At 72.7% G+C, this 25,228-nt stretch carries 24 protein-coding genes and 1 riboswitch; of the genes, 17 read left to right on the top strand and 7 right to left on the bottom strand.

Annotated features, from left to right (window positions below; translation table 11 throughout):
- Positions 1–70: 70 nt before the first annotated feature.
- The gene (locus tag ACFYOB_RS16435) at positions 71–1,012 is read right to left on the bottom strand and encodes a beta-ketoacyl-ACP synthase III (protein WP_388560365.1); all 942 of its coding nucleotides are present in this window, start codon (positions 1,010–1,012) and stop codon (positions 71–73) included.
- A 228-nt stretch (positions 1,013–1,240) separates the two neighbouring features.
- Here ACFYOB_RS16435 and fdhD point away from each other — a divergent pair, with 228 nt between their 5' ends.
- Complete coding sequence (fdhD, locus tag ACFYOB_RS16430; RefSeq protein WP_388560724.1) at positions 1,241–2,068, top strand: formate dehydrogenase accessory sulfurtransferase FdhD; 828 nt, start codon at positions 1,241–1,243, stop codon at positions 2,066–2,068.
- 128 nt (positions 2,069–2,196) lie between these two features.
- Positions 2,197–2,670 carry a flavodoxin family protein gene (locus ACFYOB_RS16425; protein ID WP_388560363.1) on the top strand — a complete coding sequence of 158 codons (474 nt, stop codon included), beginning with the start codon at positions 2,197–2,199 and terminating at the stop codon, positions 2,668–2,670.
- A 38-nt stretch (positions 2,671–2,708) separates the two neighbouring features.
- On the opposite strand, the gene ACFYOB_RS16420 is transcribed toward ACFYOB_RS16425, so the two are convergent.
- Together ACFYOB_RS16420 and ACFYOB_RS16415 are read right to left on the bottom strand one after the other, a co-directional pair.
- Entirely contained in the window at positions 2,709–3,140 is a 432-nt protein-coding gene (locus ACFYOB_RS16420; protein ID WP_388560362.1) for a (2Fe-2S) ferredoxin domain-containing protein, read from the bottom strand.
- Positions 3,141–3,149: 9 nt separating this feature from the next.
- Entirely contained in the window at positions 3,150–4,217 is a 1,068-nt protein-coding gene (locus ACFYOB_RS16415; protein ID WP_388560360.1) for a bile acid:sodium symporter family protein, read from the bottom strand.
- A 94-nt stretch (positions 4,218–4,311) separates the two neighbouring features.
- Between ACFYOB_RS16415 and ACFYOB_RS16410 the strand changes: the two genes are divergently transcribed.
- The 8 genes from ACFYOB_RS16410 to ACFYOB_RS16375 all read left to right on the top strand — a co-directional run bounded on the left by ACFYOB_RS16410 (position 4,312) and on the right by ACFYOB_RS16375 (position 14,313).
- Positions 4,312–5,163 carry a LysR substrate-binding domain-containing protein gene (locus ACFYOB_RS16410; protein WP_388560358.1) on the top strand — a complete coding sequence of 284 codons (852 nt, stop codon included), beginning with the start codon at positions 4,312–4,314 and terminating at the stop codon, positions 5,161–5,163.
- 119 nt (positions 5,164–5,282) lie between these two features.
- Entirely contained in the window at positions 5,283–7,106 is a 1,824-nt protein-coding gene (locus ACFYOB_RS16405; protein WP_388560356.1) for an AMP-dependent synthetase/ligase, read from the top strand.
- A 114-nt stretch (positions 7,107–7,220) separates the two neighbouring features.
- The gene (locus tag ACFYOB_RS16400; RefSeq protein ID WP_388560354.1) at positions 7,221–8,489 is read left to right on the top strand and encodes an ABC transporter substrate-binding protein; all 1,269 of its coding nucleotides are present in this window, start codon (positions 7,221–7,223) and stop codon (positions 8,487–8,489) included.
- 15 nt (positions 8,490–8,504) lie between these two features.
- Complete coding sequence (locus ACFYOB_RS16395; RefSeq protein ID WP_388560353.1) at positions 8,505–11,357, top strand: ATP-binding cassette domain-containing protein; 2,853 nt, start codon at positions 8,505–8,507, stop codon at positions 11,355–11,357.
- A complete protein-coding gene (locus ACFYOB_RS16390; protein WP_388560351.1) occupies positions 11,354–12,142 on the top strand; it encodes an ABC transporter ATP-binding protein in 789 nt (262 codons plus the stop codon). The genes ACFYOB_RS16395 and ACFYOB_RS16390 overlap by 4 nt, the downstream gene beginning before the upstream one ends.
- Positions 12,143–12,286: 144 nt before the next feature.
- Positions 12,287–13,093, top strand: coding sequence for an aldo/keto reductase (locus ACFYOB_RS16385; RefSeq protein ID WP_388560723.1), 807 nt, complete (start codon positions 12,287–12,289; stop codon positions 13,091–13,093).
- A gap of 50 nt (positions 13,094–13,143) precedes the next feature.
- Entirely contained in the window at positions 13,144–13,569 is a 426-nt protein-coding gene (locus ACFYOB_RS16380; protein WP_388560349.1) for an RICIN domain-containing protein, read from the top strand.
- Between the two features lie 111 nt (positions 13,570–13,680).
- Entirely contained in the window at positions 13,681–14,313 is a 633-nt protein-coding gene (locus ACFYOB_RS16375; protein ID WP_388560347.1) for a hypothetical protein, read from the top strand.
- A 22-nt stretch (positions 14,314–14,335) separates the two neighbouring features.
- Here the strand turns inward: ACFYOB_RS16375 and ACFYOB_RS16370 are convergent, their stop codons facing one another.
- Both ACFYOB_RS16370 and ACFYOB_RS16365 read right to left on the bottom strand, forming a co-directional pair.
- The gene (locus tag ACFYOB_RS16370; RefSeq protein ID WP_388560722.1) at positions 14,336–15,070 is read right to left on the bottom strand and encodes a class I SAM-dependent methyltransferase; all 735 of its coding nucleotides are present in this window, start codon (positions 15,068–15,070) and stop codon (positions 14,336–14,338) included.
- 17 nt (positions 15,071–15,087) lie between these two features.
- Positions 15,088–15,393, bottom strand: a complete 306-nt coding sequence (locus ACFYOB_RS16365) for a 4a-hydroxytetrahydrobiopterin dehydratase (RefSeq protein ID WP_388560345.1) — start codon at positions 15,391–15,393, stop codon at positions 15,088–15,090.
- A 198-nt stretch (positions 15,394–15,591) separates the two neighbouring features.
- Here ACFYOB_RS16365 and ACFYOB_RS16360 point away from each other — a divergent pair, with 198 nt between their 5' ends.
- Together ACFYOB_RS16360 and ACFYOB_RS16355 are read left to right on the top strand one after the other, a co-directional pair.
- Complete coding sequence (locus ACFYOB_RS16360; RefSeq protein ID WP_388560344.1) at positions 15,592–17,382, top strand: FAD-dependent oxidoreductase; 1,791 nt, start codon at positions 15,592–15,594, stop codon at positions 17,380–17,382.
- 24 nt (positions 17,383–17,406) lie between these two features.
- Positions 17,407–18,210 (top strand): helix-turn-helix domain-containing protein, encoded by an 804-nt coding sequence (locus tag ACFYOB_RS16355; protein WP_388560342.1) that lies wholly within the window; start codon positions 17,407–17,409, stop codon positions 18,208–18,210.
- On the opposite strand, the gene ACFYOB_RS16350 is transcribed toward ACFYOB_RS16355, so the two are convergent.
- Complete coding sequence (locus ACFYOB_RS16350) at positions 18,187–18,612, bottom strand: hypothetical protein (RefSeq protein ID WP_388560340.1); 426 nt, start codon at positions 18,610–18,612, stop codon at positions 18,187–18,189. The genes ACFYOB_RS16355 and ACFYOB_RS16350 overlap by 24 nt on opposite strands.
- Positions 18,613–18,870: 258 nt before the next feature.
- On the opposite strand from ACFYOB_RS16350, the gene ACFYOB_RS16345 reads away from it, so the two are divergent.
- The 4 genes from ACFYOB_RS16345 (at position 18,871) to ACFYOB_RS16330 (ending at position 23,237) form a co-directional block, all read left to right on the top strand.
- Positions 18,871–19,899: a hypothetical protein gene (locus tag ACFYOB_RS16345; protein ID WP_388560338.1), complete on the top strand. Its 1,029-nt coding sequence runs from the start codon at positions 18,871–18,873 to the stop codon at positions 19,897–19,899.
- Positions 19,896–20,474, top strand: a complete 579-nt coding sequence (locus ACFYOB_RS16340) for a toxin-antitoxin system, toxin component (RefSeq protein ID WP_388560337.1) — start codon at positions 19,896–19,898, stop codon at positions 20,472–20,474. The genes ACFYOB_RS16345 and ACFYOB_RS16340 overlap by 4 nt, the downstream gene beginning before the upstream one ends.
- Before the next feature lie 70 nt (positions 20,475–20,544).
- Positions 20,545–22,077, top strand: a complete 1,533-nt coding sequence (locus tag ACFYOB_RS16335) for an FAD-dependent oxidoreductase (RefSeq protein WP_388560336.1) — start codon at positions 20,545–20,547, stop codon at positions 22,075–22,077.
- Positions 22,074–23,237, top strand: a complete 1,164-nt coding sequence (locus ACFYOB_RS16330; protein WP_388560334.1) for a DUF6545 domain-containing protein — start codon at positions 22,074–22,076, stop codon at positions 23,235–23,237. The genes ACFYOB_RS16335 and ACFYOB_RS16330 overlap by 4 nt, the downstream gene beginning before the upstream one ends.
- An 83-nt stretch (positions 23,238–23,320) precedes the next feature.
- On the opposite strand, the gene ACFYOB_RS16325 is transcribed toward ACFYOB_RS16330, so the two are convergent.
- Positions 23,321–24,166, bottom strand: a complete 846-nt coding sequence (locus ACFYOB_RS16325) for a bifunctional 5,10-methylenetetrahydrofolate dehydrogenase/5,10-methenyltetrahydrofolate cyclohydrolase (protein WP_388560721.1) — start codon at positions 24,164–24,166, stop codon at positions 23,321–23,323.
- A gap of 66 nt (positions 24,167–24,232) precedes the next feature.
- A riboswitch (ZMP/ZTP riboswitch) is annotated at positions 24,233–24,326 on the bottom strand.
- Between the two features lie 57 nt (positions 24,327–24,383).
- Between ACFYOB_RS16325 and ACFYOB_RS16320 the strand changes: the two genes are divergently transcribed.
- The gene (locus tag ACFYOB_RS16320) at positions 24,384–25,145 is read left to right on the top strand and encodes a methyltransferase domain-containing protein (protein WP_388560332.1); all 762 of its coding nucleotides are present in this window, start codon (positions 24,384–24,386) and stop codon (positions 25,143–25,145) included.
- The last annotated feature ends 83 nt before the right edge of the window (positions 25,146–25,228 follow it).

Here is a 25,228-nt window from a genome sequence, read left to right as displayed (position 1 = left end):
CAGCGAGACGAAGCGTCTCGCTGCGGCCGTCGGGTACGTCACCGCGTACGTCACGGGCGCGCCGCCGGGGTCACGGGCAGCGGATGACCTGGCCCGCGTAGGAGAGGTTGCCGCCGAAGCCGAAGAGCAGGACGGGCGCGCCGGTCGGGATCTCGCCGCGCTGCACCAGCTTGGACAGGGCCATCGGGATGCTGGCGGCCGAGGTGTTGCCGGAGTCGACGACATCGCGGGCGACGACCGCGTTGACGGCGCCGATCTTGGCGGCGAGCGGCTCGATGATCCGCAGGTTCGCCTGGTGCAGTACGACCCCGGCCAGCTCCTCGGGGAGGACCCCGGCCTTCTCGCACACCTTGCGGGCGAGCGGCGGGAGCTGGCTGGTGGTCCAGCGGTACACGGACTGGCCCTCCTGCGCGAAGACCGGCGGCGAGCCCTCGATCCGGACGGCGTTGCCCATCTCGGGGACCGAACCCCACAGCACCGGCCCGATGCCCGCCTCCGCGCTGGCCTCGACCACGGCCGCGCCCGCGCCGTCGCCGGTGAGCACGCAGGTGGTGCGGTCGCTCCAGTCGGTGATCTCGGCCATCTTGTCGGCGCCGATGACCAGGGCTCGGGTGGCGGAGCCGGCCCGGATCGCGTGGTCCGCGGTAGCCAGGGCGTGCGTGAAGCCCGAGCAGACGACGTTGAGGTCCATCACGGCGGGGCTGCCGCCCATGCCCAGCTTGGCGGCCACGCGGGCGGCCATGTTGGGCGAGCGGTCGATCGCGGTGGAGGTGGCGACCAGGACGAGGTCGATGTCGTCCGGGGTCAGGCCGGCGCCGGCCAGGGCCTTGCCCGCGGCGTGGAAGGCCAGCTCGTCGACCGGTTCGTCCGGCCCCGCGATGTGGCGCGTCTTGATGCCGACCCGGGACCGGATCCACTCGTCCGTGGTGTCGACCATGGCCGCGAGGTCCTCGTTGGTGAGCACTCTCGCGGGCTGGTAGTGCCCTAGCGCCACCACGCGTGAACCGGTCATGGGCGGGGTCCCCCTTTGTACGGAAGTGCAGGATCACCCAGCTTTGCCTGCTACTGATGGGTACATGTGCGTGTAACCCGACAGGATTCCGGCACCGGAATTTGGAGATTCCCGAGGATCCACCTGCCGGGGACGCTGCGGGAAGCGGAACCGCGACAATGAAGATTGTCGGATGCAGCCGGATTCGGACGGATGCACGGCAAGAACTGAAGGGGTGGGTTGATCACCATGGGACGGGTCACCGAGCGCCGTCGCGTCGTCCGGATCCGGAACGGCGTGGCCGGGGTCCGTCCGGACACGCTGGTCGCCGAGGAGCCGCTGGAGATACGGCTGAACGGCAAGCCGCTGGCGATCACGATGCGGACCCCGGGCGACGACTTCGCCCTGGCGGTGGGCTTCCTGGTGAGTGAGGGCGTGCTCGCCTCCGCGGCGGACGTCCAGGCCGTCACCTACTGCGAGGGCGCCACGGAAGACGGGTCGAACACCTACAACGTGGTCAACGTGCAGCTGGCCGCCGGGGTGCCGGTGCCGGACATCACACTGGAGCGGAACGTCTACACCACCTCCTCCTGCGGCCTGTGCGGCAAGGCCAGCCTGGACGCGGTCCGTACGGCGACCCGCTTCCCGGGGACGGCCGCCGACCCGGTACGGATCTCCGCGGATCTCCTCGGTGAGCTGCCGGACCGGCTGCGCGCGGCCCAGAAGGTCTTCGACCGCACGGGCGGGCTGCACGCGGCCGGGCTGTTCACGGCCCAGGGCGAGCTGGTCGACCTGCGGGAGGACGTGGGCCGGCACAACGCGGTGGACAAGATCGTCGGGCGGGCGCTCCAGGCAGGCCGACTCCCGCTGGCCGGAGCGGTCCTGCTGGTGTCCGGCCGGGCCTCCTTCGAGCTGGCCCAGAAGGCCGTGATGGCGGGCGTGCCGGTGCTGGCGGCGGTCTCGGCGCCGTCCTCGCTCGCGGTGGACCTGGCCCTGGACTCGGGACTGACCCTGGTCGGCTTCCTGCGGGGCCCGAACATGAACATCTACGCGGGCGAGGAACGGATCACCCGCTGAGACCTGGTGCCGGTTCCGCCGGTGGCTACCGGGCGGTGATGGCGGTCACACTCGCGTGATGTCACATCCACCGCTCCGACACGGTCCTCCTTGTACGTGAAGCGAGAGACAGTGAGGAGCGTGTTCGCATGAAGAAGCTGATCGTGTGCACATCGGTATCCCACGGCAATTCCCGGAAGGTCGCCGATGTCATGGGCCGGGTACTGGGAGCGCGCGTGGTTTCCGCGGGGGAGGCCGACGCGGTGACGCTCGCCGGCTGCGACCTCGTGGGCTTCGGCTCGGGGGTCTTCTACGGCAAGCTCCACCCTGACCTGCTGCGCTTCGTGCGCTCGCTTCCACGGGGCGGATACGGGCGAGCGTTCGTCTTCGCCACGAGCGGTCTACCCGAGGTACCCCTGCGCCCCTTCGCCGGGCCTCTGATCCAACTCCTCCAGGAGAAGGGCTTCGTGGTGACCGACAGCTTCTCCTGCCGCGGCTTCGACACCTGGGGGCCCTTCAGGCTCGCCGGCGGTATCAACAAGCGGCGGCCCAACGCCACCGATCTGCAAACCGCGTGTGAGTTCGCCCAGCGGCTGTGCGCCCCCGGCGGCGCGGTGTCCTGACCTCGTCGCCCGAAAACCCGCACGGGTCGCCTCTTCCACTAGCGGGCCCGGCGGCCGCGGCGGGTGGAGTTCGGGGCCCGCTTGGGCTCGGGCGGCTCTATGCGGTGGAGGTCCAGGGTGGGCGGGACCGGGGTGGAGCCCGGGCCGCCGGATTCGGCCCAGGCGATGATCTCGTCGGTCGCGGTGTCGTCCAGGGCCCACCCGAACCAGGCGGCGCGGGCGCCGCGGCGGCGGGCCTCGGTGGTGGGCTGGACCACGATGACGTTGGCCTGGGCGCAGGGGCCGAGGCACTCGCTCGTACGGACGGCCAGGCGGCCCCCGGAGGCCTCGGCGGCCTCGCGCAGCCGGGCGAGCTGGCCGGCGTGGTCGGAGCCGGGGTTCTTGCGGGGGTCGCCGCAGCAGCAGCCGCGGCAGACCACCAGGGTGCAGGGGCGTTCGGTGTGGGCGGCGAGCGGGCGTATCCAGGTCACCGCCGAACGTTACCGGGCCCGTGCGCAGGGGTGTTGGACCGTCGGCGAGACCTCCGCCACACGGCCGACGGGGAGTTCGCCGTGTCCGGCCGGCTCCGTCCGTGCGGCGCGGCGGCGGGCGAGGACCGCGCAGACCATGAGCTGCATCTGGTGGAACAGCATGAGCGGGAGCACCGCGAGACCGGCCTGGGCCCCGAACAGCACGCTGGCCATGGGGAGTCCGGCGGCGAGGCTCTTCTTCGACCCGGCGAACTGGATGGCGATGCGGTCCGCGCGGCCGAAGCCGAGGCGCCTCGCCCCGTACCAGCTGACGAGGAGCATCACGGCGAGCAGTACGGCCTCCACCGCCAGCAGGGCGCCGAGGCGCGGGACGCTCACCTGGTGCCAGATGCCGGCGGCCATGCCCGCACTGAAGGCGGCGTAGACGACGAGCAGGATCGCGCCGCGGTCGACGCGGCCGAGCACCTGCTTGTTGCGCACGAGGAAGCCGCCGACCCAGCGGCGCAGGAGCTGTCCGAGGAGGAAGGGCAGCAGCAGTTGGAGAACGATCTTGAGGAGGGAGTCGAGGGAGAAGCCGCCCGCGCTGCTCCCGAGCAGGGCCGCGGCGAGCAGCGGGGTGAGGACGATGCCCGCGAGGCTGGAGAAGGAGCCCGCGCAGATCGCGGCCGGGACGTTGCCGCGGGCGATCGAGGTGAAGGCGATGGAGGACTGGATGGTCGAGGGGACCAGACAGAGGAAGAGCAGGCCGCTGTAGAGCGGGGGCGTGAGAAGGGTGGGGACGAACCCTCGGGCGGCGAGGCCGAGGAGGGGGAAGAGGAGGAAGGTGCAGACGAGCACGGTGAGGTGCAGCCGCCAGTGGCGCAGGCCGTCGAGGGCCTCGCGGGTGGAGAGCCTGGCTCCGTAGAGGAAGAAGAGCAGGGCCACAGCCGCGGTGGCGGCCCCGTCGGCGACGGTGGCGGCCTGGCCGCGGGCGGGGAGCAGGGCGGCGAGGCCGACGGTGCCGAGGAGGGCCAGTACGTACGGGTCGACGGGCAGCTCGGCGGGGAGGTGCGGGCGGCGCTTGTGCAGGGTGCTCACCCGTTCATGGTCGGCGGTGGGTCGTGATCGGGAAACCCGCACACCGCACTCACTGTCATCACGTATCCCGATGAGCGCGGCTAGCATGGGCGGTATGTACGACCCTGTCCAGCTGCGTACGTTCCTCACGGTGGCCCAGACGCTGAGCTTCACCCAGGCCGCCGGGCGGCTCGGCGTACGGCAGTCCACCGTCAGCCAGCACGTGCGGCGGCTGGAGGAGGCGACCGGGCGGCCTCTGTTCGTCCGGGACACGCACAGCGTTGAGCTGACGGAGGACGGCGAGGCGATGCTGGGTTTCGCGCGCACGATCCTGGAGGCGCACGAACGGGCGGCGGCCTTCTTCACGGGGACCCGGCTGCGGGGGCGGCTGCGCTTCGGGGCTTCGGAGGACTTCGTACTGACGCGGCTGCCGGAGATTCTGGAGGGGTTCCGGCACGAGCATCCCGAGGTGGACCTGGAACTGTCGGTGGAGCTCTCGGGGACGCTGCACGAACGGCTGGACGCGGGACGCCTGGACCTGGTGCTGGCGAAGCGGCGGGGGCCGGGGGACGAACGGGGGCGCCTGGTGTGGCGGGACCGGATGGTGTGGATCGGGGCGGAGGGACTGCGGGTGGACCCGGAGCGACCGGTTCCGCTGATCGTCTTCCCGCCGCCGGGGATCACCAGGGCGCGGGCGCTGGAGGTGCTGGAGCGTGACGGCCGGGCCTGGCGGATCGCCTGTACGAGCGGCAGCCTGAGCGGTCTGATCGCGGCGGCCCGGGCCGGGCTGGGCGTGATGGCGCACACCCGTGGGCTGATCCCGCCGGGCCTGGTCCGGGTCGGCGGGCTGCCGGAGCTCGGACCGGTCGAGTTCGCCCTCCTGCGCGGGGCCCGGGCCTCCGCGCCCGCCGAAGCCCTGGCCTCGGCCGTCCTCTCGGGCGCGGACCGCCTCAGCCGCACGGCCTGACCGCGGGCCCGGCCTACGAGAAGGTCGCTGAGGAGGTCTTGTGGAGGTATCCGCGGGCTGATCAACTGCCCTGCGACGTGGGGTAGCGTCGCCGCGCCGCACGGAGAGGAGCGGGACCCTTGCGCGAGATCACCGTCCCACCCGTCGTCACCGACGCGCCCGTCGGCGGCCTGGCCGACGTCGTCTTCCGGCATGCGCGCGAGGAGCCGGACCGGGTGGTGCTCGGCCGCAAGACGGACGGGGTCTGGCGGGACGTGACCTCCGCCGAACTGGCCGCCGAGGTGCTCGCGCTCGCCAAGGGCCTGCTGGCCCAGGGCGTACGGTTCGGCGACCGGGTCGCCGTCATGTCCCGTACCCGGTACGAGTGGACCCTCTTCGACTTCGCCCTGTGGGCGATCGGCGCCCAGCCGGTCCCCGTCTACCCGACCTCCTCCGCCGAGCAGGTGCACTGGATCCTGGCCGACTCCGCCTGCACGGCCTGCGTCGTCGAGAACGAGGACCAGGCCATGACGGTGGGTTCGGTCATCGACCGGCTTCCCCTCCTGCGGCTTCTGTGGCAGCTCGACGCGGGGGCCTTGGACGGCCTCGTCGCCGACGGCCGCGGGGTCGCCGAGGACGTCGTGCACCGCCACCGCGGCGCCGTGACCCCGGATTCGGTCGCCACCGTCATCTACACCTCGGGCACCACCGGCCGCCCCAAGGGCTGCGTCCTCACCCACGGCAATTTCATGTTCGAGGCCGACACCATGGCGAGCCGCTGGGAGTCCGTCTTCCAGGCCGGCCCCGGCGAGCAGCCGTCGACCCTGCTGTTCCTGCCACTGGCGCACGTCTTCGGGCGGATGGTGGAGGTGGCCGCCGTCCGCGCCCGGGTCAAGCTCGGGCACCAGCCCGTACTGGCGGCGGCCGAGCTGCTGCCGGACCTGGCCGCGTTCCGGCCGACCTTCGTGCTCGGGGTCCCGTACGTCTTCGAGAAGGTCTTCGCGGCCGCGCGCCGCAAGGCCGAGGCGGAGGGGCGTACGGGCGCCTTCGACCGGGCGGTGGAGACGGCCGTACGGTACGCGGAGGCGCGCGAGGAGAAGGCCTTCGGCACCGGCCCCGGCCCCTCGGCCGGGCTGCGGATGGAGCACCAGCTCTTCGAGAAGCTCGTGTACGGCAAGGTCCGCGAGGCGATGGGCGGCCGGGTGCGGCACGCCATGTCGGGCGGGTCCGCGATGTCGCGCCGCCTCGGGCTGTTCTTCGACGGCGCCGGGATCACGATCTTCGAGGGGTACGGCCTGACCGAGTCGTCCGCGGCGGCCACCGCGAATCCGCCGGGGGCGACGAAGTACGGCACGGTGGGCCCGCCCATCCCCGGCGGCACGGTGCACATCGCGGAGGACGGGGAGGTCTGGCTGCACGGCGGTCACGTCTTCGCCGGGTACCTCAACGACCCGCCCGCCACGGACGCGGTCCTGCGCGGCGGGTGGCTGGCGACCGGGGACCTGGGGCGGCTGGACGAGGACGGCTACCTCACCATCACCGGCCGCAAGAAGGAGATCCTGGTGACCTCCAACGGCAAGAGCGTCCAGCCGACCGCGCTGGAGGAGCGGGTCCGCTCGCATCCGCTGGTGTCGCAGTGCGTGCTGGTGGGCAACGACCGGCCGTACATCGCGGCCCTGATCACCCTGGACACTGAGGGGATCGCCCACTGGCTGTCGATGCGCGGCCTGGCGCAGCGGCCGGCCGCGGAGCTGGTGCACGACGCGGACCTGACGGCGGAGGTCCGCCGGGCGGTGGTGGCCGCCAACACCCTGGTCTCGCAGGCGGAGGCGATCCGCACCTTCCGGGTGCTCGGCGAGCAGTTCACGGAGGAGCGGGGGCTGCTGACTCCTTCCCTGAAACTCAAGCGCCGGGCGATCGAGAAGGCGTACGCGACGGAGGTCGCGGCCCTCTACCAGTCGTGAGCGCGCCCCTTCCCACCCCATCTGACGGTTCGTCATTTCACTCTTGCCGTTGATATTGACGATCCGTCAGGTCACGCACAGAATGCGGGGATTCCGACCGGAGGGGATCTCCAGATGTTGCGACCGATCCGCACCCTGGCCGTCGCGGCGGCGGCCCTCGCGCTCGTCTCCGCCTGCAACTCCGCCTCCACGAACGGCAGCGGCAAGGGCGGGGCGAAAGACGCGCCCGGGAGCCGCCGCGGGCTGACCGCCGACTCGGTCAAGGTCGGCGGCATCGTGTCGATGACCAGCGCGAGCGGTTACAGCAAGAAGGACACCGACCTCGGCGCCAAGGCCCGGTACCTGAGAGCCAACGCCGAGGGAGGCGTGGGCGGCCGCAAGATCGACTACCTCGGCGCGGAGGACGACGGCCAGGACCCCGCGAAGAACATGGCGGCCGCCCGCAAACTCGTCCAGCAGGACAAGGTCTTCGCGGTCGCCCCGATGAGCTCGGTGACCTTCTCGGGCTCCGACTTCCTGGAGCAGGAGAAGGTCCCCACCTTCGGCTGGGGCACGCTGCCCTCCTTCTGCGGGCCCAAGTACATCTACGGCTTCAACGGCTGCCTGGTCCCCACCCCCGGAGGCACCCTCAACCAGACCTGGCCCGAGGGCATCGCCGCGGTCCTCGGCGGCGCCCGGGGCAAGTCCGTCGCGGTCATCGCGAACGACAGCGACGCCGGGAAGTTCGGCATCCGGACCTTCCAGCAGGGCTTCACCAGCGCCGGTTTCACGGTGTCCTACGCCAAGGCCTCCGTGCCCGCCACCGCCGTGCCGAGCGACTGGTCCGCGTACGTGAAGGAGATCCTGGAGAGCAACGGCGGCAAGGCGCCGGACGCCGTGGTCTCCGTCATGCAGACCCCCAACAACATCGGGCTGTTCACGGCGCTCAAGCGCAGCGGCTACAAGGGGCTGCTCTCCGACCCCACCGACTACGACCCCGGGCTGCTCGCGAAGGACGCCACCAAGCAGGCGCTCGACGGGGTGTACGTGCTGCTGCAGTTCGAGCCCTTCGAGTCGGACAGCCCGAAGATGGCCCAGTTCAAGGCCGACATCAAGGCCGCGTCGGGAGGCCAGGAAGTACCGCTCAGCATGCACGTGATGACGGGGTACATGGCGGCCGACCTGTTCGTGTCCATCGCGCAGAAGGCGGGCAAGGACATGACGGTCGAGTCCTTCCAGCAGGCCGCCCAGACCTTCTCCGACACCGGCACGCTCGTCGGCGACCGGGCGGAGCCCAAGGGGCAGAAGGACAGCTTCGGCTGCGGGGCGCTCGTCCAGCTGAAGAGCGGCACGTACGAGGTCGCCGTCCCGTTCAAGTGCTACGAACCCGTCCCCTTCACCTAGGGATCGGGGGACGGGATGGGAGATCTGCTGGTCTTCGTGCTGAGCGGGCTGGTCTCCGGCGCTCTGTACGCACTGCTCGCCACCGGGCTGGTGCTGTCGTACTCGGCGTCCGGGCTGTTCAACTTCGCGCACGGGGCCACCGCCTACCTGTGCGCGCTCGCCTTCTACGAGCTGCACTCGGGCCTGGGCTGGCCGGCCGTTCCCGCGGCGCTGCTGGTGGTGTGCGTACTGGCGCCCGGCCTCGGCTGGGGTCTGGACCGGCTGATGTTCCGGCGGCTCGCGCGGGTCGGCGAGACGGCGCAGATCGTGGCGACGATCGGGCTGCTCGTGGCCCTGCCGGCCGCCGGGCTGTGGGCCGTGGAGCTGCTGGCGGACGCGGGCGCGCCGGTGAAACCCGCCGAGAACCAGTTCGGGCTGCCGGGCGCCGGGCCGAGCCCGGCCAAGTCCTGGCAGCTCGCGCAGGGCGTCGGCATCGACTCCGACCAGCTGATCACCTGGGTGGCGACGGCGGTGGTGGCGGTGGCCCTGTGGGTACTGATGCGGCACACCCGGCTGGGGCTGCGGCTGCGGGCGGCCGTCGACAACCGCTCGCTGACCGAGCTGCGCGGGATCAGCGCGGACCGGCTGTCGTCGGTGGCCTGGATGATCGCGTCGGCGCTGGCCGGGCTGGCGGGGGTGCTGGCGACCCCGCTGCTGGGGCTGTCCGCGCACGACTTCACGCTGTTCCTGTTCGTCTCGGCGACGGCGGCGGTCATCGGACGGTTCGCGTCCGTGCCGCTCGCCTTCGCGGGCGGGCTGGGGCTCGGCGTACTGCAGAACCTCGTGGCCGGGTACGCGTCGTTCGCCGAGGGCATCACGGGGTTCCGCACGGCGGTGCCCTTCCTGATCCTGTTCGGGGGGCTGCTGGTACTGACCCGGCGGGCGCGGACGGCGGGTGTCGCGGCCGTGGACGAACCTCCGGTGGACCATCTGGCCGGGGCCTCCTGGGGGCGGCGGTGGGGGGTGTGGGCAGGCGGCGCCGGGCTGTTGTGCGTGGCGTTCTACACCGTGACCACCCCTTTCTGGAGCGGGCTGCTGGCCCAGGGGCTGGCCGTCGCGCTGGTGTTCATGTCCTTCACCGTGGTGACCGGGCTGGGGGCGATGGTCTCGCTGGCCCAGGGCACGTTCGTGACCGGGGCCGCGCTGGTGGCCGGCCTGCTGATGAGCCGGGGCTGGCCGTTCGTGGCGGCACTGGCAGTGGGTACGTGCGCCGCCGCCCTGCTGGGGGCGCTGGTCGCGCTGCCGGCGCTGCGGCTCGGCGGGCGGTCCCTGGCCCTGGCCACGCTGGCGCTGGCGTTCCTCGCCGACCAGGTGCTGTTCCAGCTGCGGTGGCTGCGCAACGGGGACTCGGGATGGCCGGTCCCGCGGCCGGTGTTCGGGCCGGTGGACCTGTCCGACGACCGGGCGCTGGGGGTGGCCCTGGTGGTCCTGGTCGCCGTGGTGGCCGCCGGGCTGAGCGCGCTGCGCAGCTCCCCGTCGGGGCGGGCGATGCTGGCCGTACGGTCGGCCCCGGCGGCCGCGATGGCCTCCGGCGTGTCCGTACTGCGCACGAAGCTGGTCCTGTTCGCGCTGTCGGCGGGGCTGGCCGGGTTCGGCGGCGTGATGTACGCGTCGTTCAACACCCGGATCACGGCGACGGACTTCACGGCGATGGCGGGGCTGGTGTGGCTGGCGGTCGTGGTGGCGGCGGGTGTCCGGCGGCCGCAGTACGCGGTGGTGGCCGGGCTGGTGTTCGCGGTCGCCCCGCGGCTGCTGTCGGACTACGTGACGTCGTCGGCGCATCTGCCGGTGATCCTGTTCGGCCTTGCGGGGCTGGCCCTGGCCAACGATCCGGACGGGTACTGCGCGGCCGTACCGGTGCGGCTCGCCCGGCGCCGGGCCCGGGCCGGGGACCCTGCGGGGCTTTCCCCCACCCCGCCCCCTCCCCAAACTGTGGGCTCCGCCCCCAGCCCCGCGCCCGACGCTGCGCACCCGGTGCGCTCAAACGCCGCGCGGGCTGGAAATGCCGCGCAGCGGCATTCATCAGCCTCGCCGGCGTTTGAGGCGCGGGGTCTGGGGCGGAGCCCCGGGAAGCGGCGAAAGGGCGGGGTGGGGGCGAGCCCCGCAGGGCCCGCCCCGGCCACGCGGCCCGCGTCCGTGCCCGCGCTGGAGCTGTGTTCCGTGACCGCCGGGTACGACGGGGGGCTCGTGCTCCACGGGGTCGATCTCGCCGTGCGGCGGGGGGAAATCCTCGCGGTACTGGGCCCGAACGGGGCCGGGAAGAGCACCGCCTGCCGGGTGGCCGCCGGGCTGCTGCCCGTCACCGACGGCGAGGTACGCGTGCACGGGCGGGACGCCACGCGGGACGGCGCCGTGCGGCGCTCCCGGGCCGGGGTGCTGCTCGCCCCCGAGGGGCGCGGGATCTTCCCGTCGCTCACCATCGAGGAGAACCTGGCCCTGTACCTGGGGGAGGCCGACGCCCGGGCCGCCGTCTACGACCGGTTCCCGCGGCTCGGCGAGCGGCGCGGGGTGGCCGCCGGAGCCCTGTCCGGCGGCGAGCAGCAGATGCTGGCCCTGGCGCCGCTGCTGCAGCGGCCCCCGCAGGTGCTGATCGCCGACGAGCCCTCGCTCGGGCTGGCCCCGCGCGTGGTGGAGGAGGTGTACGCGCTGCTCGCCGAGCTCCGCGACGCCGGGACCGCGCTCCTGCTGGTGGAGGAGAAGGCGGCCGAGGTCCTCGGGATCGCGGACACCGTCGCCTACCTCTCCCAGGGCCGGGTCTCCTGGTGCGGCCCGCGGGCCGAGGTGGAGGCGGACCGGCTCACCGAGGCCTATCTGGGGATGGCGACATGAGCGGCGACGGATACGTGCTCCGGGCGAGCGGCGTCAGCGTGCGGTTCGGCGGTGTCAGGGCGCTGACCGGGGTGGATCTCGGGACCCGGGCGGGCGAGGTGTGCGGGCTGATCGGGCCGAACGGGGCCGGGAAGACCACGCTGTTCGACGTCCTGTCCGGGATCCGGCGGCCGGACCGGGGGCGGATGCTGCTGGACGGGGTGGACATCACCCGCCGCTCCCCCGTCTGGCGGGCGCGGCACGGGATGCGCCGGACCTTCCAGCGCCGGCAACTGTTCGGCCAGCTCAGCGTGGCCGACAACGTGCTGGTGGCGCAGGAGTGGCGGGGCGGCGGGGGCGGCTTCGCCGCCGATCTCGTCGCCTTCCCGGCCCGGCGGGCCCGGGAGCGGGCCCGCCGGGAGCGGGGCGAGCGGGTACTGGCCGACTGCGGGATCGGGACGCTCGGGGCCTCGTACGCCGGCGGGCTGCCGGTCGGGCAGGCCCGGATGGTGGAACTGGCGCGTGCGGTGGCCGATCCGCCGCGGGTGTTGCTGCTGGACGAACCGGCGTCCGGCATGTCGGCCCCCGAGCGCGAGCAGCTCGCGGCGGTCGTGCGGCGGCTGGCACGGGAGGAGGGCTGCGCGGTGCTGCTGGTCGAGCACGACGTGGGCTTCGTGATGGAGCTGTGCGCACGGGTGGTCGTACTGGACCTCGGGACGGTCCTCGCCGAGGGCACGGCGGCCGAGGTACGGGCGAACCCGCTCGTACGGGAGGCCTATCTCGGGACCTCTCCGGGCGCGGCGTGAATCATGCGCGGGAGGCGGGAATACGTCGTACGAGGGGCCGGTTGTGGCCCCTCGTACGACGCGCTACCGCCGACCCGAGGGAACGATCCAGACGTGAGCCAGGTCCCCACCATCCCCACCGTCAAGCTCAACAACGGCACGCTCATGCCCCAGCTCGGATTCGGGGTCTGGCAGGTGCCGGACGCGGAGGCGGAGCGGATCGTCGGGGCCGCGCTGGAGGCGGGCTACCGCAGCGTCGACACGGCGGCCGTCTACGGCAACGAGGCCGGCACCGGCAAGGCGGTCGCCGCCTCCGGGGTGGCGCGCGAGGAACTGTTCGTCACCACCAAGCTGTGGAACGGTCCGTCGCGCGAGTGGGGCCGCGGCGAGGTGCTGCGCGCCTTCGACGACTCGCTCGGCAAGCTGGGTCTCGACTACGTCGACCTGTACCTGATCCACTGGCCGCGCCCGATGCGCGACGACTTCGTCTCCATCTGGAAGACGTTCGAGGAGATCGCCGCGAGCGGCCGGGCCAAGGCGGTCGGCGTGTCGAACTTCCGCCCGGCGGACCTGGAGCGGCTCGCGGCGGCGAGCCCGCTGGTCCCGGCGGTGAACCAGATCGAGCTGCACCCGCTGTTCCCGCAGGCCGAGCTGCGCGCGCTGCACGCCGAGCGCGGGATCGCCACGGAGGCTTGGTCCCCGCTGGGCCAGGGCAAGGAGCTGCTGACGCTCCCGGCGGTGGCCGAGATCGCCGCCAAGCACGGTCGCAGCACCGCGCAGGTGGTGCTGCGCTGGCACCTGCAGCACGGGAACATCGTGATCCCGAAGTCCGCGACCCCGGCGCGCATCCGGGAGAACGCGGACGTCTTCGGATTCGAGCTGGACGCCGCCGACATCGCCGCGCTGGACGCGCTGGGCTCGGGCCCGGCGGGCCGCCGGATCGGTCCGGACCCGGCCGTCTTCGACGTCTGAGGGATCGGGAGAGAGCCGAGAGAGCTACGAGAGCCGGGAGAAACGTACGCGTGAACGTCCCCGACGGGGTCTATCGGATCCGCAACGTCGACAGTGGGCTGGTGCTGCAGCTGGAGGGCGCCTCCCGGGTGCGGGTCGGCCCCGACGGGCCGCCCGCGCCGGTGGCCGCCCGCCGGTGGCGGATCTCGCCGGTCCACAGCGGCGGCGGGATCTTCCATGTGGTGAGCGAGGACAACGACCGGCGCCTCGACGTCGCGAACGCTTCGACGGACAGCGGCGCCAGGGTGCAGGTGTGGCGGGCCAACGCCTTCGGCGCGCAGGAGTGGATCGTCGAGGAGCACCTCGACGATCCCGGCGTGGTGTCTCTGGTCGCGTGCATCAGCGGCCTGCTGCTGGAGACCGACACCGAGGGGCGGACCCGGCAGGGCGAGGACACCGACTCCCCCGCCCAGTGGTGGCGCCTGGAGCCGGTCTGACCGGCCGCGGACGGCCGACGACGTGAAAGCCCCGCCGGATGCGGGGCTTTCGCGCGTCACAGATGCGTCACGAACCACACGGGGCATCAGCAGCCCCGCGAACATGGGCCGATGCGCACACACCGGAGCATCACCCTGCTGGCCTTCGCGGGCACGCTCGCCCTCACGGGATGCCAGGAGGTCACGCCACCCTCCCCCGGCGGGCCCGCCGCATCCGGCAAGGGCACTCCCGCACCCTCCACGGCTCCGGGCAGCTCCGGCGCCAAGAAGGCGCCCCTCCCCGTCCTCGTGGGCAAGGGGCTCCAGACCGCACAGGACGAGGCCCAGGCCGCGGGGTTCCGTTCGCTGAAGTCCCATGACGCACTGGGCCGCGGGCGCCTCCAGGCCATGGACCGGAACTGGAAGGTCTGCTCGCAGACACCGGCGGGCGGAGCCGCCGCCTCCACGGACACGACCATCGACTTCGGCGCCGTGAAGCTGGAGGAGAGCTGCCCCGCCCAGGACGCCAGTGCTCCGCCGGAGGCCGGCGGCAGCATGCCGGACTTCGCCGGGAAGTCGCTCAAGGTCGTCCGCGGCGCTCTGCCCTCCAACGCCTCCATCTCCGTGAAGGACGCCGCCCAGGGCCGCATGGTGCTCCAGGAATCGAACTGGAAGGTGTGCACGCAGAGCCCTGCGGCCGGTACCCCGCTGACGGGTCAGCCCGTCTCGTTCACCGCGGTGAAGTTCGAGGAGAACTGCCCGTGACCTGAGGTCAAGACCTCAGTCGTCAGGCACGCACGAAGCTGCGGACGCGGTACGTCGGTTCCGCGCGGGGGGCGTCCGGGCCCGGCAGCAGTTCCAGGCGGGAGGCCAGTTCCTGCGGGGTGATGCCGCGCGGGCTGACCCGTGAGGCGTACCGGCCCGCCAGCAGGTCCGCGGCGCAGCCACGCGGGGTGCGGCCCTGGCCGTGGCCGGTGAAGCGGGTCTCGGCGGCCGGCCGCAGGCCCGCGCCCGCCGCGTACGCCGCGACCTGGTCCGAGGAGTCCGCGGGGCGGTCCGTCAGATGCGGAGCGAGCACGGCGTCGATGTCGCTGCCGACGTCGTGCGCGGCGTCCTTGTCGACGGTGGTGACGAACACCCCGCCGGGCCGCAGCACCCGCCCCGCCTCGGCGACGACGGCTTCGACCGCGCCCGGCTCCCTCAGCAGGTGCAGCAGCCACACCGCGCTCACCGCGTCCAGCGAACCGGGCCGCACCGGCAGCCGGGTGGCGGAGGCGAGGACGGCGGGGACGCCGCGGCGGGCCGCCATCGCGGCCATCCCCTGCGAGGTGTCCGCGCCCAGGACGCGCAGGCCGGGGCGGGTCAGCCGGGTCGTGACGATGCCCGTGCCGCAGCCGAGGTCGAGGAGGGTGCGGGCGTGCGCCGGGAGCAGGCCGAGGACCGCCGCGGCGGCGGCCCCGGCGCGCGGGGTGCCGCCGCGGGTGGAGTCGTAGGCCTCGGCCTCCGCGTCGTAGTCGAGCAGGGTGCGCGGTATCGGCATCAGTTCGCGCCGTGCGCCGGGGCGAGGGATTCGACGCGTTCGGCGAGTACGAAGTCGTTCTCCGTCACCACGCCGCCCGCGTCGTGGCTGTTCACCGACAGGCGCACGGTGTTGTAGCCGAGGGTCAGGTCGGAGTGGTGGTTCAACTCCTCCTGGACGCTGGCGATGTGGGCGACGAGGGCGCTGGCCGCGAAGTGCGAGCCCAGCCGGTAGGTGCGGGAAATGCGGTCGTCCTCGAAGGCCCAGCCGGGGAGTTCCCGCAACCGGTCCTCGATCTCCTTCTGTGACAGCGGCTCACTCGGCATGCACCGGCTCCTTTTCCGCGCGGATTTCCCCCGTGACGTGGAGTCAAGGTTCCCACAGTGCGCGCCGGGGCGAACCTTTCGCGCCATAGTGCGCTCGGGTACTTTCCGCGCCTTCCGCACCCGCCCGGCCCCCCATATGCTCCTGCGCCGGACGCGACCGTTACCAGCGGTAACAAGGGAACGAAGGGCGGCATCGCCATGGCGAGCACAGGCGGTTCCAGGCGTACGTTCATCGCGGGCGCGGGCGCGGCGGCCACCGCCGGCGCCCTGTCGATATCCGGGGCCCTGGCGGCCCCCGCGGCGGCAGCGGCCGCCGCGACCCCGCCGGACGGCAGACGCGTCGCCGTCCTCGGAGGCGGGGTGGCCGGGCTGACCGCGGCCCACGAACTCGCCGAGCGCGGCTACGCCGTCACGGTGTACGAGCGCCGGGCGCTCGGCGGCAAGGCCCGCAGCATGGACGTACCCGGCAGCGCCCGCGGCACGCGCCGGCCACTGCCCGCCGAGCACGGCTTCCGCTTCATCCCCGGCATCTACCACAACCTGCCCGACACCATGCGGCGCATCCCCTTTCCCGGGAACGCGAACGGAGTGTGGGACAACCTCGTCGCCCCGCGCGAGATGATGTTCGCCCGGGCGGGCGGCCGCGAGGACCTGCGCGGGCCCATCCCCTGGCCGGAGCACTCCCCCGCCGAGCTGACGCCCGACGAGCTCCGGCGCGCCCTCAGCGGGATCCTGCAGTCGCTGGTCCGGCTCCCGCCGCACGAGACCGCGTACTTCGTAAACCGCGTACTCGTCTTCCTCACCAGCTGCGACGAACGGCGCAACGAGGTCTGGGAGCACACCCCCTGGTGGGACTTCGTGCGCGCGGCGCAGATGTCGAACGAGTACCAGCGGATCCTGGCCATCGGCGTGACCCGCAACATCGTGGCCACCAAGGCCGAGGAAGCCTCCACCCGAACGGTCGGCACCCTCGGCGAGGCCTTCGTCTTCAACCTGCTCGGCCGCGGCGCGGACGGCCCGCCGGACCGGATCCTCAACCTGCCCACCAACGAAGCGTGGATCGACCCATGGGAAGCGCATCTGCGCTCCCTCGGCGTGGAGTTCAGGATCGGCTGGACCGTGCGGGAGGTGCAGTACGGGAACGGCCGGGTGAGCGGGGTCGCCGCATCGGACCCGTCCGGCGCGCGGCAGACCGTCACCGCCGACCACTACGTCTGCGCCCTGCCCGTCGAGCACGCCCGGCGCACCTGGAGCCCGGCGCTGCGGGCAGCGGATCCGATGCTGGGGCGCTGCGACAGGCTGGAGACCGACTGGATGACCGGGATCCAGTTCTACCTCACCGAGCGGGCCCCGCTGGTCCACGGCCACCTCAACTGCATCGACTCGCCCTGGTCGCTGACGGCCATCCAGCAGGCCGAGCACTGGCCGTCCCGGGACTTCCCCGCCGACTACGGCGACGGCGCCGCCGTCGACTGCCTGTCGGTGGACGTCTCGGAGTGGGACAAACCCGGGATCCTGTACGGGAAGACGGCCAAGCAATGCACCCGCGAGGAGGTGGCGCGCGAGGTGTGGGCGCAGCTGAAGGCCTCCCTCAACGACACCGGGAAGATCCTGCTGCGCGACTCCGCGCTGCACTCCTGGTTCCTGGACCCGGGCGTGGACGGGCTCGGCACCCCGAACCCCACCAACCAGGACGAGCTGCTGATCCACCCGACCGGCACCTTCCACAACCGGCCGAGCGCGGGCACCCGCATCCCCAACTTCTTCCTCAGCGGGGACTACGTGGCGGTCGACATCGACCTGGCCACGATGGAGGGCGCGAACGCCTCGGCTCGGGCCGCCGTCAACTCCCTGCTGGACCGGGACGGTTCGAAGGCCGCCCGGTGCGTGATCCAGCCGCTGTACCGGGCGCCGGAGGTCGCGTCCGCCAAGCGCCACGACCTGTGGCGTTACCGTCTTGGACTGCGGAACGTCTTCGACCTGGGGTGACCCGTCTCGACTACCGTCGTGCGCATGACCACCACGACGCCCACGGTCGGCGCCCTGCTCCGTACATGGCGGAGACGGCGCGGCATCAGCCAGCTGGAGCTGGCGGGCCGCGCCGATTCCTCGTCCCGGCACATCAGCTTCATCGAGAACGGGCGGGCCCGGCCGAGCGAGGAGATGGTGCTGCGACTCGCCGACCGCCTCGACGTGCCGGTGCGGGAGCGCAACGCCCTGCTGCTGGCGGCGGGTTACGCACCCCACTACGCGCAGACCGCTCTGGACGACCCCTCGATGGAGACGCTGCGCGAGGGCATTTCGCGGCTGCTCACGGGATACGAGCCCTACCCCGCGCTGGTCGTGGACGCCACGTACAACGTCATCGCCGTCAACCGGGGCATCATGATGCTGCTGGACGGATTGCCGGAGCACCTGCTGACCCCGCCGCTGAACGCCATGCGGATCACCTTGCACCCCGAAGGCCTGGCCTCGAAGATCCACAACCTCAAGGAGTGGCGCGGGCACCTGCTGGCCCAGATGGAGCGCCAGATCGCGCTGGCCCGGTCCGGGCCGCTCCGTGCGCTGTACGAGGAGGTGTCCGGCTACCCGGTGGCCGCGCGCCCCGGCGACAGCGAACCGGACGAGCCCGTCCCGTACATCGCGCTTCCCCTGGTCATCGAGCACGACGGCCACCTGCTGTCCTTCGTGTCGTCCATCGCGACCTTCAACACGCCGATGGACGTGACCGTCGCCGAGCTGGCCATCGAGACCATGCTCCCGGCCGACCCGGCGACGGTGAAGTACCTGCGCTCACTCGGCTCCCTCGGCGACTGAACGCAGGGCCAGCTGCTGCAGCACGGCGAACGAAGCCACCGTGACGGCCTGCATCGCGATCCACACCAGACCGGCGGTGGTGGGCGTGAACCAGACGGCCAGGGACACCAGGCTCAGGGCGGCCCAGGCGTAGTTCGCCTCGACGACGAACTTCACGGGGAAGACCGGCGGCCGGCGGCGCGAGGCGAGCCAGCCGACCCCGGCGCCGAAGACGGTCAGGAAGACGCCCAGTTCCAGCAGCAGGCCCTGGCCGACCCCGAGCAACCGTCCCAGCGGGGCGGAGAAGGCGACGTACGCGAGCCCGTTGCCGGTGGTGACCACCGAGTCGAGGGCGAGGAAGCGGCGCAGTGCGGTCTGCGGCACGGTGGTCCGGGCGATGCTGCCGAGCAGGGTCGCGGACATGGGAAATCAGCCTCCATCGAGGTCGAACGGCCTGGTGGGACACGGGTTCCGGCGCCGAGTGCGCGGCTCCGGAACCCGCTGAACCCCACTGTGCCCGCGCCCTTCCGGGGGGTCGATTACCTCGGAAGTCATGCCCAACCTTCTTTGAGCTGTACGGCAGGAAACGTTGGGTTTCCCCTGGTTCGGCAGGGGGCTGCCGGATAGGCTTCACCGAGCCCAGCCCCTCGAACGTCTTGTCGACTTACGGAGAATCAGCCGGTGCGAGCCGCTCCCCGACCCGATCTCGCCGCGCTCTGGCGGCGCGTGGAGGAGCTGTCGGAGCGGAGCGGGCAGGACCCCGCGTACGTACTGGCCGCCCAGCGGCTGAGCCATCTCTCCGGTGTCGAACCGGCCCGCATTCCCTCGGTGGTTGCGGGCACGGCCGCCGAGGAACCCCTCGAACAGCGCGTCCACCGCCGCTTCCTGCGACTGCGGGCCACCCGCCGCGACAAGCACGGCCGGGAGTGGCCGCTCGCCGCCATCGCCGACGACTTCGACGCCCCCGGCGCCTCCCTGGGCCCCCTCAACGCGGGCACCGGACTTCCCCGGCTCGGCCACGCGGCCGGTGTGCAGCGCTTCTTCGGGGTCCACGCCGGCTTCCTGCTGGCCGACAGCAAGAGCTCGGTGGAGCGGGCCCTCGCCCTCACCCCGGACGGCCGGGGCGACCTGGAGCACCTCTCCTACCTCACCGGCATCACCCCCGAGGCCATCCGGCTCACCCTCGACGGCAGGCCGCCCCGGCTCCCGCTGAAGGAGCAGGTGCGCCAGCGGTTCGAGCACCTGCGCCGCACCCGGCTCCGGGAGGACGGGCAGCCCCACTCCCTCTCCGCCATCGCCAGGTCCTTCGACGCGTCGGGCCAGTCGCTGACCCGCCTCGCCCAGGGCGAGGGCCTGCCGAACCTCGCCGCGGCCGCCGGCATCCAGCGCTTCTACGGAGTGGAGGGCGGCTTCCTGCTGGCCGACGACACCGAGGCGCTCGCCACCGCCCTCACCGCGATCGAGCGCGAACTGGAGTGCGCGGAGCGACAGCAGGAGAACCCGATGCTGGCCGTGATGCGGGCGCACGACGTACGGAGCATCGTCACGCGGGCCGGCCGGCTCTCCCCGCGGGGCTGGAAGTCGCTCGCCGACCACCTGGACGACCTGCTCGCCCGGGAAGGGCAGCTCGGCCGTCCGGCCACGGGCGCCGGCCGCGACAGCGGGGACGCGGCCGCCGGGGGCCACACCGCCGAGGGGGGAGCCGTATGAGGACGACACGGGCGATGCGCGAGCTCGCCGGCGAGCTGCTCGCGGACGCGCGCCTTTCGGCGCCGGCCGAGGCCACCGGGATCATCGGGGCCCTGTGCGCCGCCTACGCCCGCCGCCGCGGCGGGCGGAAAGTCGACTTCCGCTTCGCCTCCTTCCCGCCCGACACGGCCAGCGGGTTATGGCTGGAAATGGACGACCGCGACCTGCTCGTCATCGAGGAGCGGACCCGCCCCGAGCACCAGCTCGTCATCGCCTGCCACGAGCTGTGGCACGTGGACGAGGGCACCTGCGACAGCCACGGGCCGGGCATGGCGGTGGCCGCGCGGCTCACCGGACGCCACGGCGATCTCGCCGGGCTGCTGCGCTCCGAAACCGGGCTGAGCACCGTGATCCGCCAGGCCGCCGCCCGGGCCGACCACGAGGATCCGGCGGAGATCCGCGCCGAGATCTTCGGCCTGCACCTCGGCAAGCTCCTCAAGCCGTACCTGCCACCACCCCGGGAAGAACAGTTCCCCGAGGCGATCGAGCGCATCCAGACCTCGCTCGGCTGGGGGCGCCCCGCGTCACTCCGGTGACCCGCGCCCAGCCAGCCCCGCACCCTCGCGCCGATGCCCTCGGCACGGCCCCGACAGAGAGCACGACACGATGACCCAGTCTTCCCCGCCCCGCCACGCCGTCGTCATCGGCGGCAGCCTGTCCGGCCTGCTCGCGGCCGCCGTCCTCGCCGAGTACACGACGGTCACCGTCATCGACGCGGACCCGCTGCCCGAGGGCCCGGCGCCGCGGCGCGGACTGCCACAGGCCAGGCACACCCACCTCCTGTGGTCGGGCGGCGCCCGTGCCATCGAGCGGATCCTGCCCGGCATCACCGACGACTGGACGGCCGCGGGCGCCATCCGCCGCAGCCTGCCCACCGACCTGGTCACCAAGACCGCCCAGGGCTGGATCCCGCGCGTCGGGGAGAAGCAGTTCAACATCTCGTGCAGCCGCGACCTCCTCGACTCGGTGATCCGTGCCCGGGTGACCGGGCTGAAGGGGATCTCCACACTCCAGCGGAGCCGGGTCCGGGCCCTGGAGGGCACGGCGGCCCGGGTCACCGGCGTCCTGGTCGACACTCCGGAGGAAGAGGGCCGGCTGCTGACCGCCGACCTCGTGATCGACGCGAGCGGTCGTGGCTCGCGCGCCCGGACCTGGCTCCAGGCACTGGGCGTCACCGGCATACGGCAGGCCGAGGTCGACTCCGGCCTCGTCTACGCGACGAGGATCTTCGAAGCCCCGGCCGGAGCCCACGAGATGGGCTTCCCCATCGTCAACGTGCAGTCCGACCCCCGGGTGCCCGTCCCCGGCCGGACGGCCACGATCGTGCCCATCGAGAACGGACAGTGGCAGGCCACCCTCTCCGGGACCCGCGGCGGCCAGCCGACCGGCGACCCGGACCGGTTCATCCCGTTCGCCAAGGACATCAGGGACCCGATCGTCGGCGAGCTCCTCGAAGGGAAGAAGCCCCTGACGGACGTCGCCGTCACCCAGGGCACCGCCAACCGCAGGATCTACTTCGAAAGGGCCGAACTGCCCGACGGCTTCATCGCCGTCGGCGACTCCGTCGCCACCTTCAACCCGCTGTACGGGCAGGGCATGACGGTCGCCGCCCAGGGGCTGCTGGCCTTGCGCGCCCTGATCCGCCGCAAGGGGCTCGCCCACCCCGGCTTCGGCCGCGAGGCGCAGCGCGCGATCGCCCCCCTGGTGAGCACCGCCTGGGAGCTCGCCACCTCGCAGGACATCCTGTACCCGGGGGCCACCGGGATGAAGCCGCGGGCCGGAACGGGTGCGCTCAACGCGTACGTGAACCGGCTCATGACGGGCGCCACCACCGACGAGGCACTCACCGCCGCCCTGTTCAAGGTGCTCACCATGAGCAGCGCGCCCACCCACTGGCTCCAGCCGTCGGTGGTCTGGCACGTGCTGCGCGCCTCGGACCGGGGCGCCCTGACCGCACCGCCGCTCACGGCGGCCGAGCGGGCCGTCGCCGGGCTCGGCCCGGCCGGCCCTGCGGCCCCGGTCGGCACGGACCCGGCGGAACCGGCGGACAGGGCCGCCCCGGCGGAACCGGCAGACCGTGTCGGCACGGACCCGGCGGACCCCGTCGGCCCGGCCGATCCCGTCGGACAGGCCCGGTGAGCAGCGGACTCCTGCTCTACCTGCCGGGATCCGTGATGTTCCTGGCCCTGCTGATCAAGCTGCCGGCGCTGCGCCGGGACTGGGACCAGCCCCTGAACCGGGCCGCGTGCACACTGCTCGCCGTGGGCGCCCCGCTCACGTTCCTGGCGTCGCCGTCGACGATCTCCACGGTCAACCGGCTCACCGGCGTGGTCAACTTCTCCGCGCCGCTGGTGTTCGGCCTGATCACCGTCTTCTCGGGGACGTGCGTGGTGCTGGTCCTGCAGTGGCGCGGCGGCCCGCCCGCGATCGTGCGGCGGGCAACCCGGCTGACGGTGGCCGTCTTCGGCGCCGTGACCGTGGCGATCGTCGTGCTGTTCGTGATCGGCGACGCGCCGGTGGAGCGGGTCCGGGACCTGGACACGTACTACGCCACGACGCCGTGGATCCGCGAGATGATCGTCTGCTTCCTGCTGGCCCACACCGTCGGGACCTCGGCGCTGACCGTGCTGTGCGGGAAGTGGATGTGGCGCGCGGACCGTTCGCTGCGCCCGCTGCGCACCGGGCTGGCGCTGATCGTGTGCGGCGGGCTGCTGGACCTGGCCTACCTCGCCGCGAAGTGGGCCTCGGTGGCGGCCCGCTGGGCCGGCCGGGACTGGGTGGCCTCCGCGGACGTGGCGCTGACGCTGGTCTCCGGGGCGGCCCTGCTGATCGGTGCGGGGTTCATCGTGCCGCTGGCCGGCGGGTCGGCGGCCTGGCGGGACTTCACCCAGTACCGGCGGTTGTATCCGCTGTGGAAGGCACTGCGGGGAGCCGCGAGGGTACGGACCGTGCCGCTGGCCTGGTGGTCGCCGGTCGGGATCCGCCTCATCCACCGTGAGTCCTTCATCGACGACGCCATCCTGGCCCTCGCCTCCCGGTTCGATCCCGCCGTGCGCGGCCGGGCGTACGAGGCGGCGCGCGGGCAGGGCATGAGCGAGACCCGGGCCGCCGTGGTCGCGGACGCGGCCGTGCTCGCCGTGGCCTGCCGGCGCGGGGCCGCCGGTACGGAGGGCGAGCACCCGGCCCCGTACCGCTTGGGCGGCAGCCCGCTGGGCGCCCTGGCCCGGGAGCTGCGCACCTCCCCCATCGTCGCCGCGGCTCGCGAGGCCGCCACCGAGACGACCCGGGCCCGGCCCTGATCCGTCAGACACCCCCTGGCCCCGGCAGCACGGCGCCCCGGGCCCGAGGGCCCGGGGCGTTCGTCAGACAGCGCGGCTGCGGCTCAGAGCGATGCGAGGTCCAGCCCGGCCTGCGCGGCGGCGGCCTGGACGGTCTGCTCCAGCAGGACGGCGATGGTCATCGGGCCGACCCCGCCCGGTACCGGGGTGATCAGGGAGGCGCGGGCGGCGGCCGACTCGAAGTGGACGTCGCCGACGTTGCCCTCGTTGTACCCGGCGTCCAGGACCACGGCGCCCGGCTTGATGTCCTCGCCCCGGATGAATTCGGCCTTGCCGACGGCGGCGACCAGCACGTCCGCCTGGCGCACGATCGAGGGGAGGTCCTGGGTGCGGGAGTGGCAGTAGGTGACGGTGGCGTTCTGCTCCAGCAGCAGCATCCCGGCCGGCTTGCCCAGGATCGCGCTGCGGCCGACGACCACGGCGTGCTTCCCGGTGAGGTCCACGTCGTAGGCGGCGAGGAGGCGCATGATGCCGCCGGGGGTGCAGGAGACGAAGCCCGGCAGCCCGAAGCCCATGGCGGCGAAGGAGTGCATGGTGACGCCGTCCACGTCCTTGCCGGGCGCGATGGCCTCGAAGGCGGCGCGCTCGTCGATGTGGTGCGGGACGGGGTGCTGGAGCAGGATGCCGCTGATCTCGGGGTCCTCGGAGAGCGCGGTGAGGGTGGCCACCAGCTCCTCGGTGGTGGTCTCGGCCGGCAGCTCCACGTGGCGGGAGGTGATCCCGGCCTTGGCGCAACGGTTCTGCTTCATGCGTACGTAGGTGACGGAGGCGGGGTCCTCACCGACCAGCACGGTCGCGAGACAGGGCGCGGTACCGGTGCGCTCGGTGATCTTCGCCGCGTAGGCGGCGGTCTGCTCCGAGATGCGGCGGGCGAGGGCCGTGCCGTCCATCAGCTGGGCAGAGGCAGTGGCAGTCTGGGCAGTCGTCACGGGGTCTCCTGAACGTCGCTGCGGATCGCGGTTCGCCCAGGCGCGCGGCAGCCGGCATACGGACGTACGCCGGGCCGCTCCCCGGTGGTGATCCACCCGAACGCCAGTCACGGCCCGCCGTCCACTGTAGTCGACATATTCGGTGGATCACCGGGCCCCGGCCTGGGACGATCCAGACATGACGCGTACATTCGACCATCTCGTCGCCGAGGCCGAATCCGTTTCCGTGGACGGCTGGGACTTCTCCTGGCTCGACGGCCGCGCCACCGAGCAGCGCCCCTCCTGGGGCTACCAGCGGCTGCTGGCGGAGCGCCTGGCCCGCGTCCGGTCCGCCCTCGACATCCAGACCGGCGGCGGGGAGTTCCTCGCCGGAGCCGGCCCCCTGCCCCCGCTGATGGCGGCCACCGAATCCTGGCCCCCCAACATCGCGAAGGCGACCCGGCTGCTGCACCCGCTCGGCGCGGTGGTGGTCGCCGACACGGACGAGCCGCCGCTGCCCTTCGGCGACGAGGCCTTCGAGCTGGTCACGAGCCGGCACCCGGTGACGATCTGGTGGGACGAGATCGCGCGGGTCCTGCGGCCCGGCGGCACGTACCTGTCCCAGCAGGTCGGTCCGGCGAGCGTCTTCGAGCTGGTCGAGTACTTCCTCGGGCCCCAGCCGCAGGAGGTCCGGCGCGGCCGGCACCCCGACGACGCCGTGACGGACGCCACCAAGGCCGGCCTCGAAGTCGTCGATCTGCGCTCCGAGAGACTGCGTACGGAGTTCCACGACATCGGAGCCGTGATCTACTTTCTACGGAAGGTGATCTGGATGGTGCCCGGCTTCACGGTCGGGCAGTACCGGGACCGGTTGCGCGAGCTGCACGAACAGATCGAACGCGAGGGCCCGTTCGTCGCGCACACCGCCCGTTTCCTCATCGAAGCCCGCAGAACGGGGTGACGGAGAGGGCGGACGGATCCCCGCCGAATCGGTTGCGCGGCCACAGCGTGGCGCAGGTCACTCAATTCAGCGCGTAACGAATC

Source organism: Streptomyces sp. NPDC006463 (genome assembly GCF_042870715.1).
In the GTDB taxonomy this organism is placed as follows: Bacteria; Actinomycetota; Actinomycetes; order Streptomycetales; family Streptomycetaceae; genus Streptomyces.
The sequence above is the reverse complement of the archived record's forward strand: the minus strand, read 5'-3'. Positions and strand labels throughout refer to the sequence as shown.

Bases quoted from the DNA above. Each gene is read 5' to 3' on its own strand.
- ACFYOB_RS16435 (WP_388560365.1), bottom strand. From the start codon at position 1,012: ATGACCGGTTCACGCGTGGTGGCGCTAGGGCACTACCAGCCCGCGAGA.
- fdhD (WP_388560724.1), top strand. From the start codon at position 1,241: ATGGGACGGGTCACCGAGCGCCGTCGCGTCGTCCGGATCCGGAACGGC.
- ACFYOB_RS16425 (WP_388560363.1), top strand. From the start codon at position 2,197: ATGAAGAAGCTGATCGTGTGCACATCGGTATCCCACGGCAATTCCCGG.
- ACFYOB_RS16410 (WP_388560358.1), top strand. From the start codon at position 4,312: ATGTACGACCCTGTCCAGCTGCGTACGTTCCTCACGGTGGCCCAGACG.
- ACFYOB_RS16400 (WP_388560354.1), top strand. From the start codon at position 7,221: ATGTTGCGACCGATCCGCACCCTGGCCGTCGCGGCGGCGGCCCTCGCG.
- ACFYOB_RS16395 (WP_388560353.1), top strand. From the start codon at position 8,505: ATGGGAGATCTGCTGGTCTTCGTGCTGAGCGGGCTGGTCTCCGGCGCT.
- ACFYOB_RS16390 (WP_388560351.1), top strand. From the start codon at position 11,354: ATGAGCGGCGACGGATACGTGCTCCGGGCGAGCGGCGTCAGCGTGCGG.
- ACFYOB_RS16385 (WP_388560723.1), top strand. From the start codon at position 12,287: ATGCCCCAGCTCGGATTCGGGGTCTGGCAGGTGCCGGACGCGGAGGCG.
- ACFYOB_RS16375 (WP_388560347.1), top strand. From the start codon at position 13,681: ATGCGCACACACCGGAGCATCACCCTGCTGGCCTTCGCGGGCACGCTC.
- ACFYOB_RS16365 (WP_388560345.1), bottom strand. From the start codon at position 15,393: ATGCCGAGTGAGCCGCTGTCACAGAAGGAGATCGAGGACCGGTTGCGG.
- ACFYOB_RS16360 (WP_388560344.1), top strand. From the start codon at position 15,592: ATGGCGAGCACAGGCGGTTCCAGGCGTACGTTCATCGCGGGCGCGGGC.
- ACFYOB_RS16355 (WP_388560342.1), top strand. From the start codon at position 17,407: ATGACCACCACGACGCCCACGGTCGGCGCCCTGCTCCGTACATGGCGG.
- ACFYOB_RS16350 (WP_388560340.1), bottom strand. From the start codon at position 18,612: ATGTCCGCGACCCTGCTCGGCAGCATCGCCCGGACCACCGTGCCGCAG.
- ACFYOB_RS16340 (WP_388560337.1), top strand. From the start codon at position 19,896: ATGAGGACGACACGGGCGATGCGCGAGCTCGCCGGCGAGCTGCTCGCG.
- ACFYOB_RS16335 (WP_388560336.1), top strand. From the start codon at position 20,545: ATGACCCAGTCTTCCCCGCCCCGCCACGCCGTCGTCATCGGCGGCAGC.
- ACFYOB_RS16325 (WP_388560721.1), bottom strand. From the start codon at position 24,166: ATGGACGGCACGGCCCTCGCCCGCCGCATCTCGGAGCAGACCGCCGCC.
- ACFYOB_RS16320 (WP_388560332.1), top strand. From the start codon at position 24,384: ATGACGCGTACATTCGACCATCTCGTCGCCGAGGCCGAATCCGTTTCC.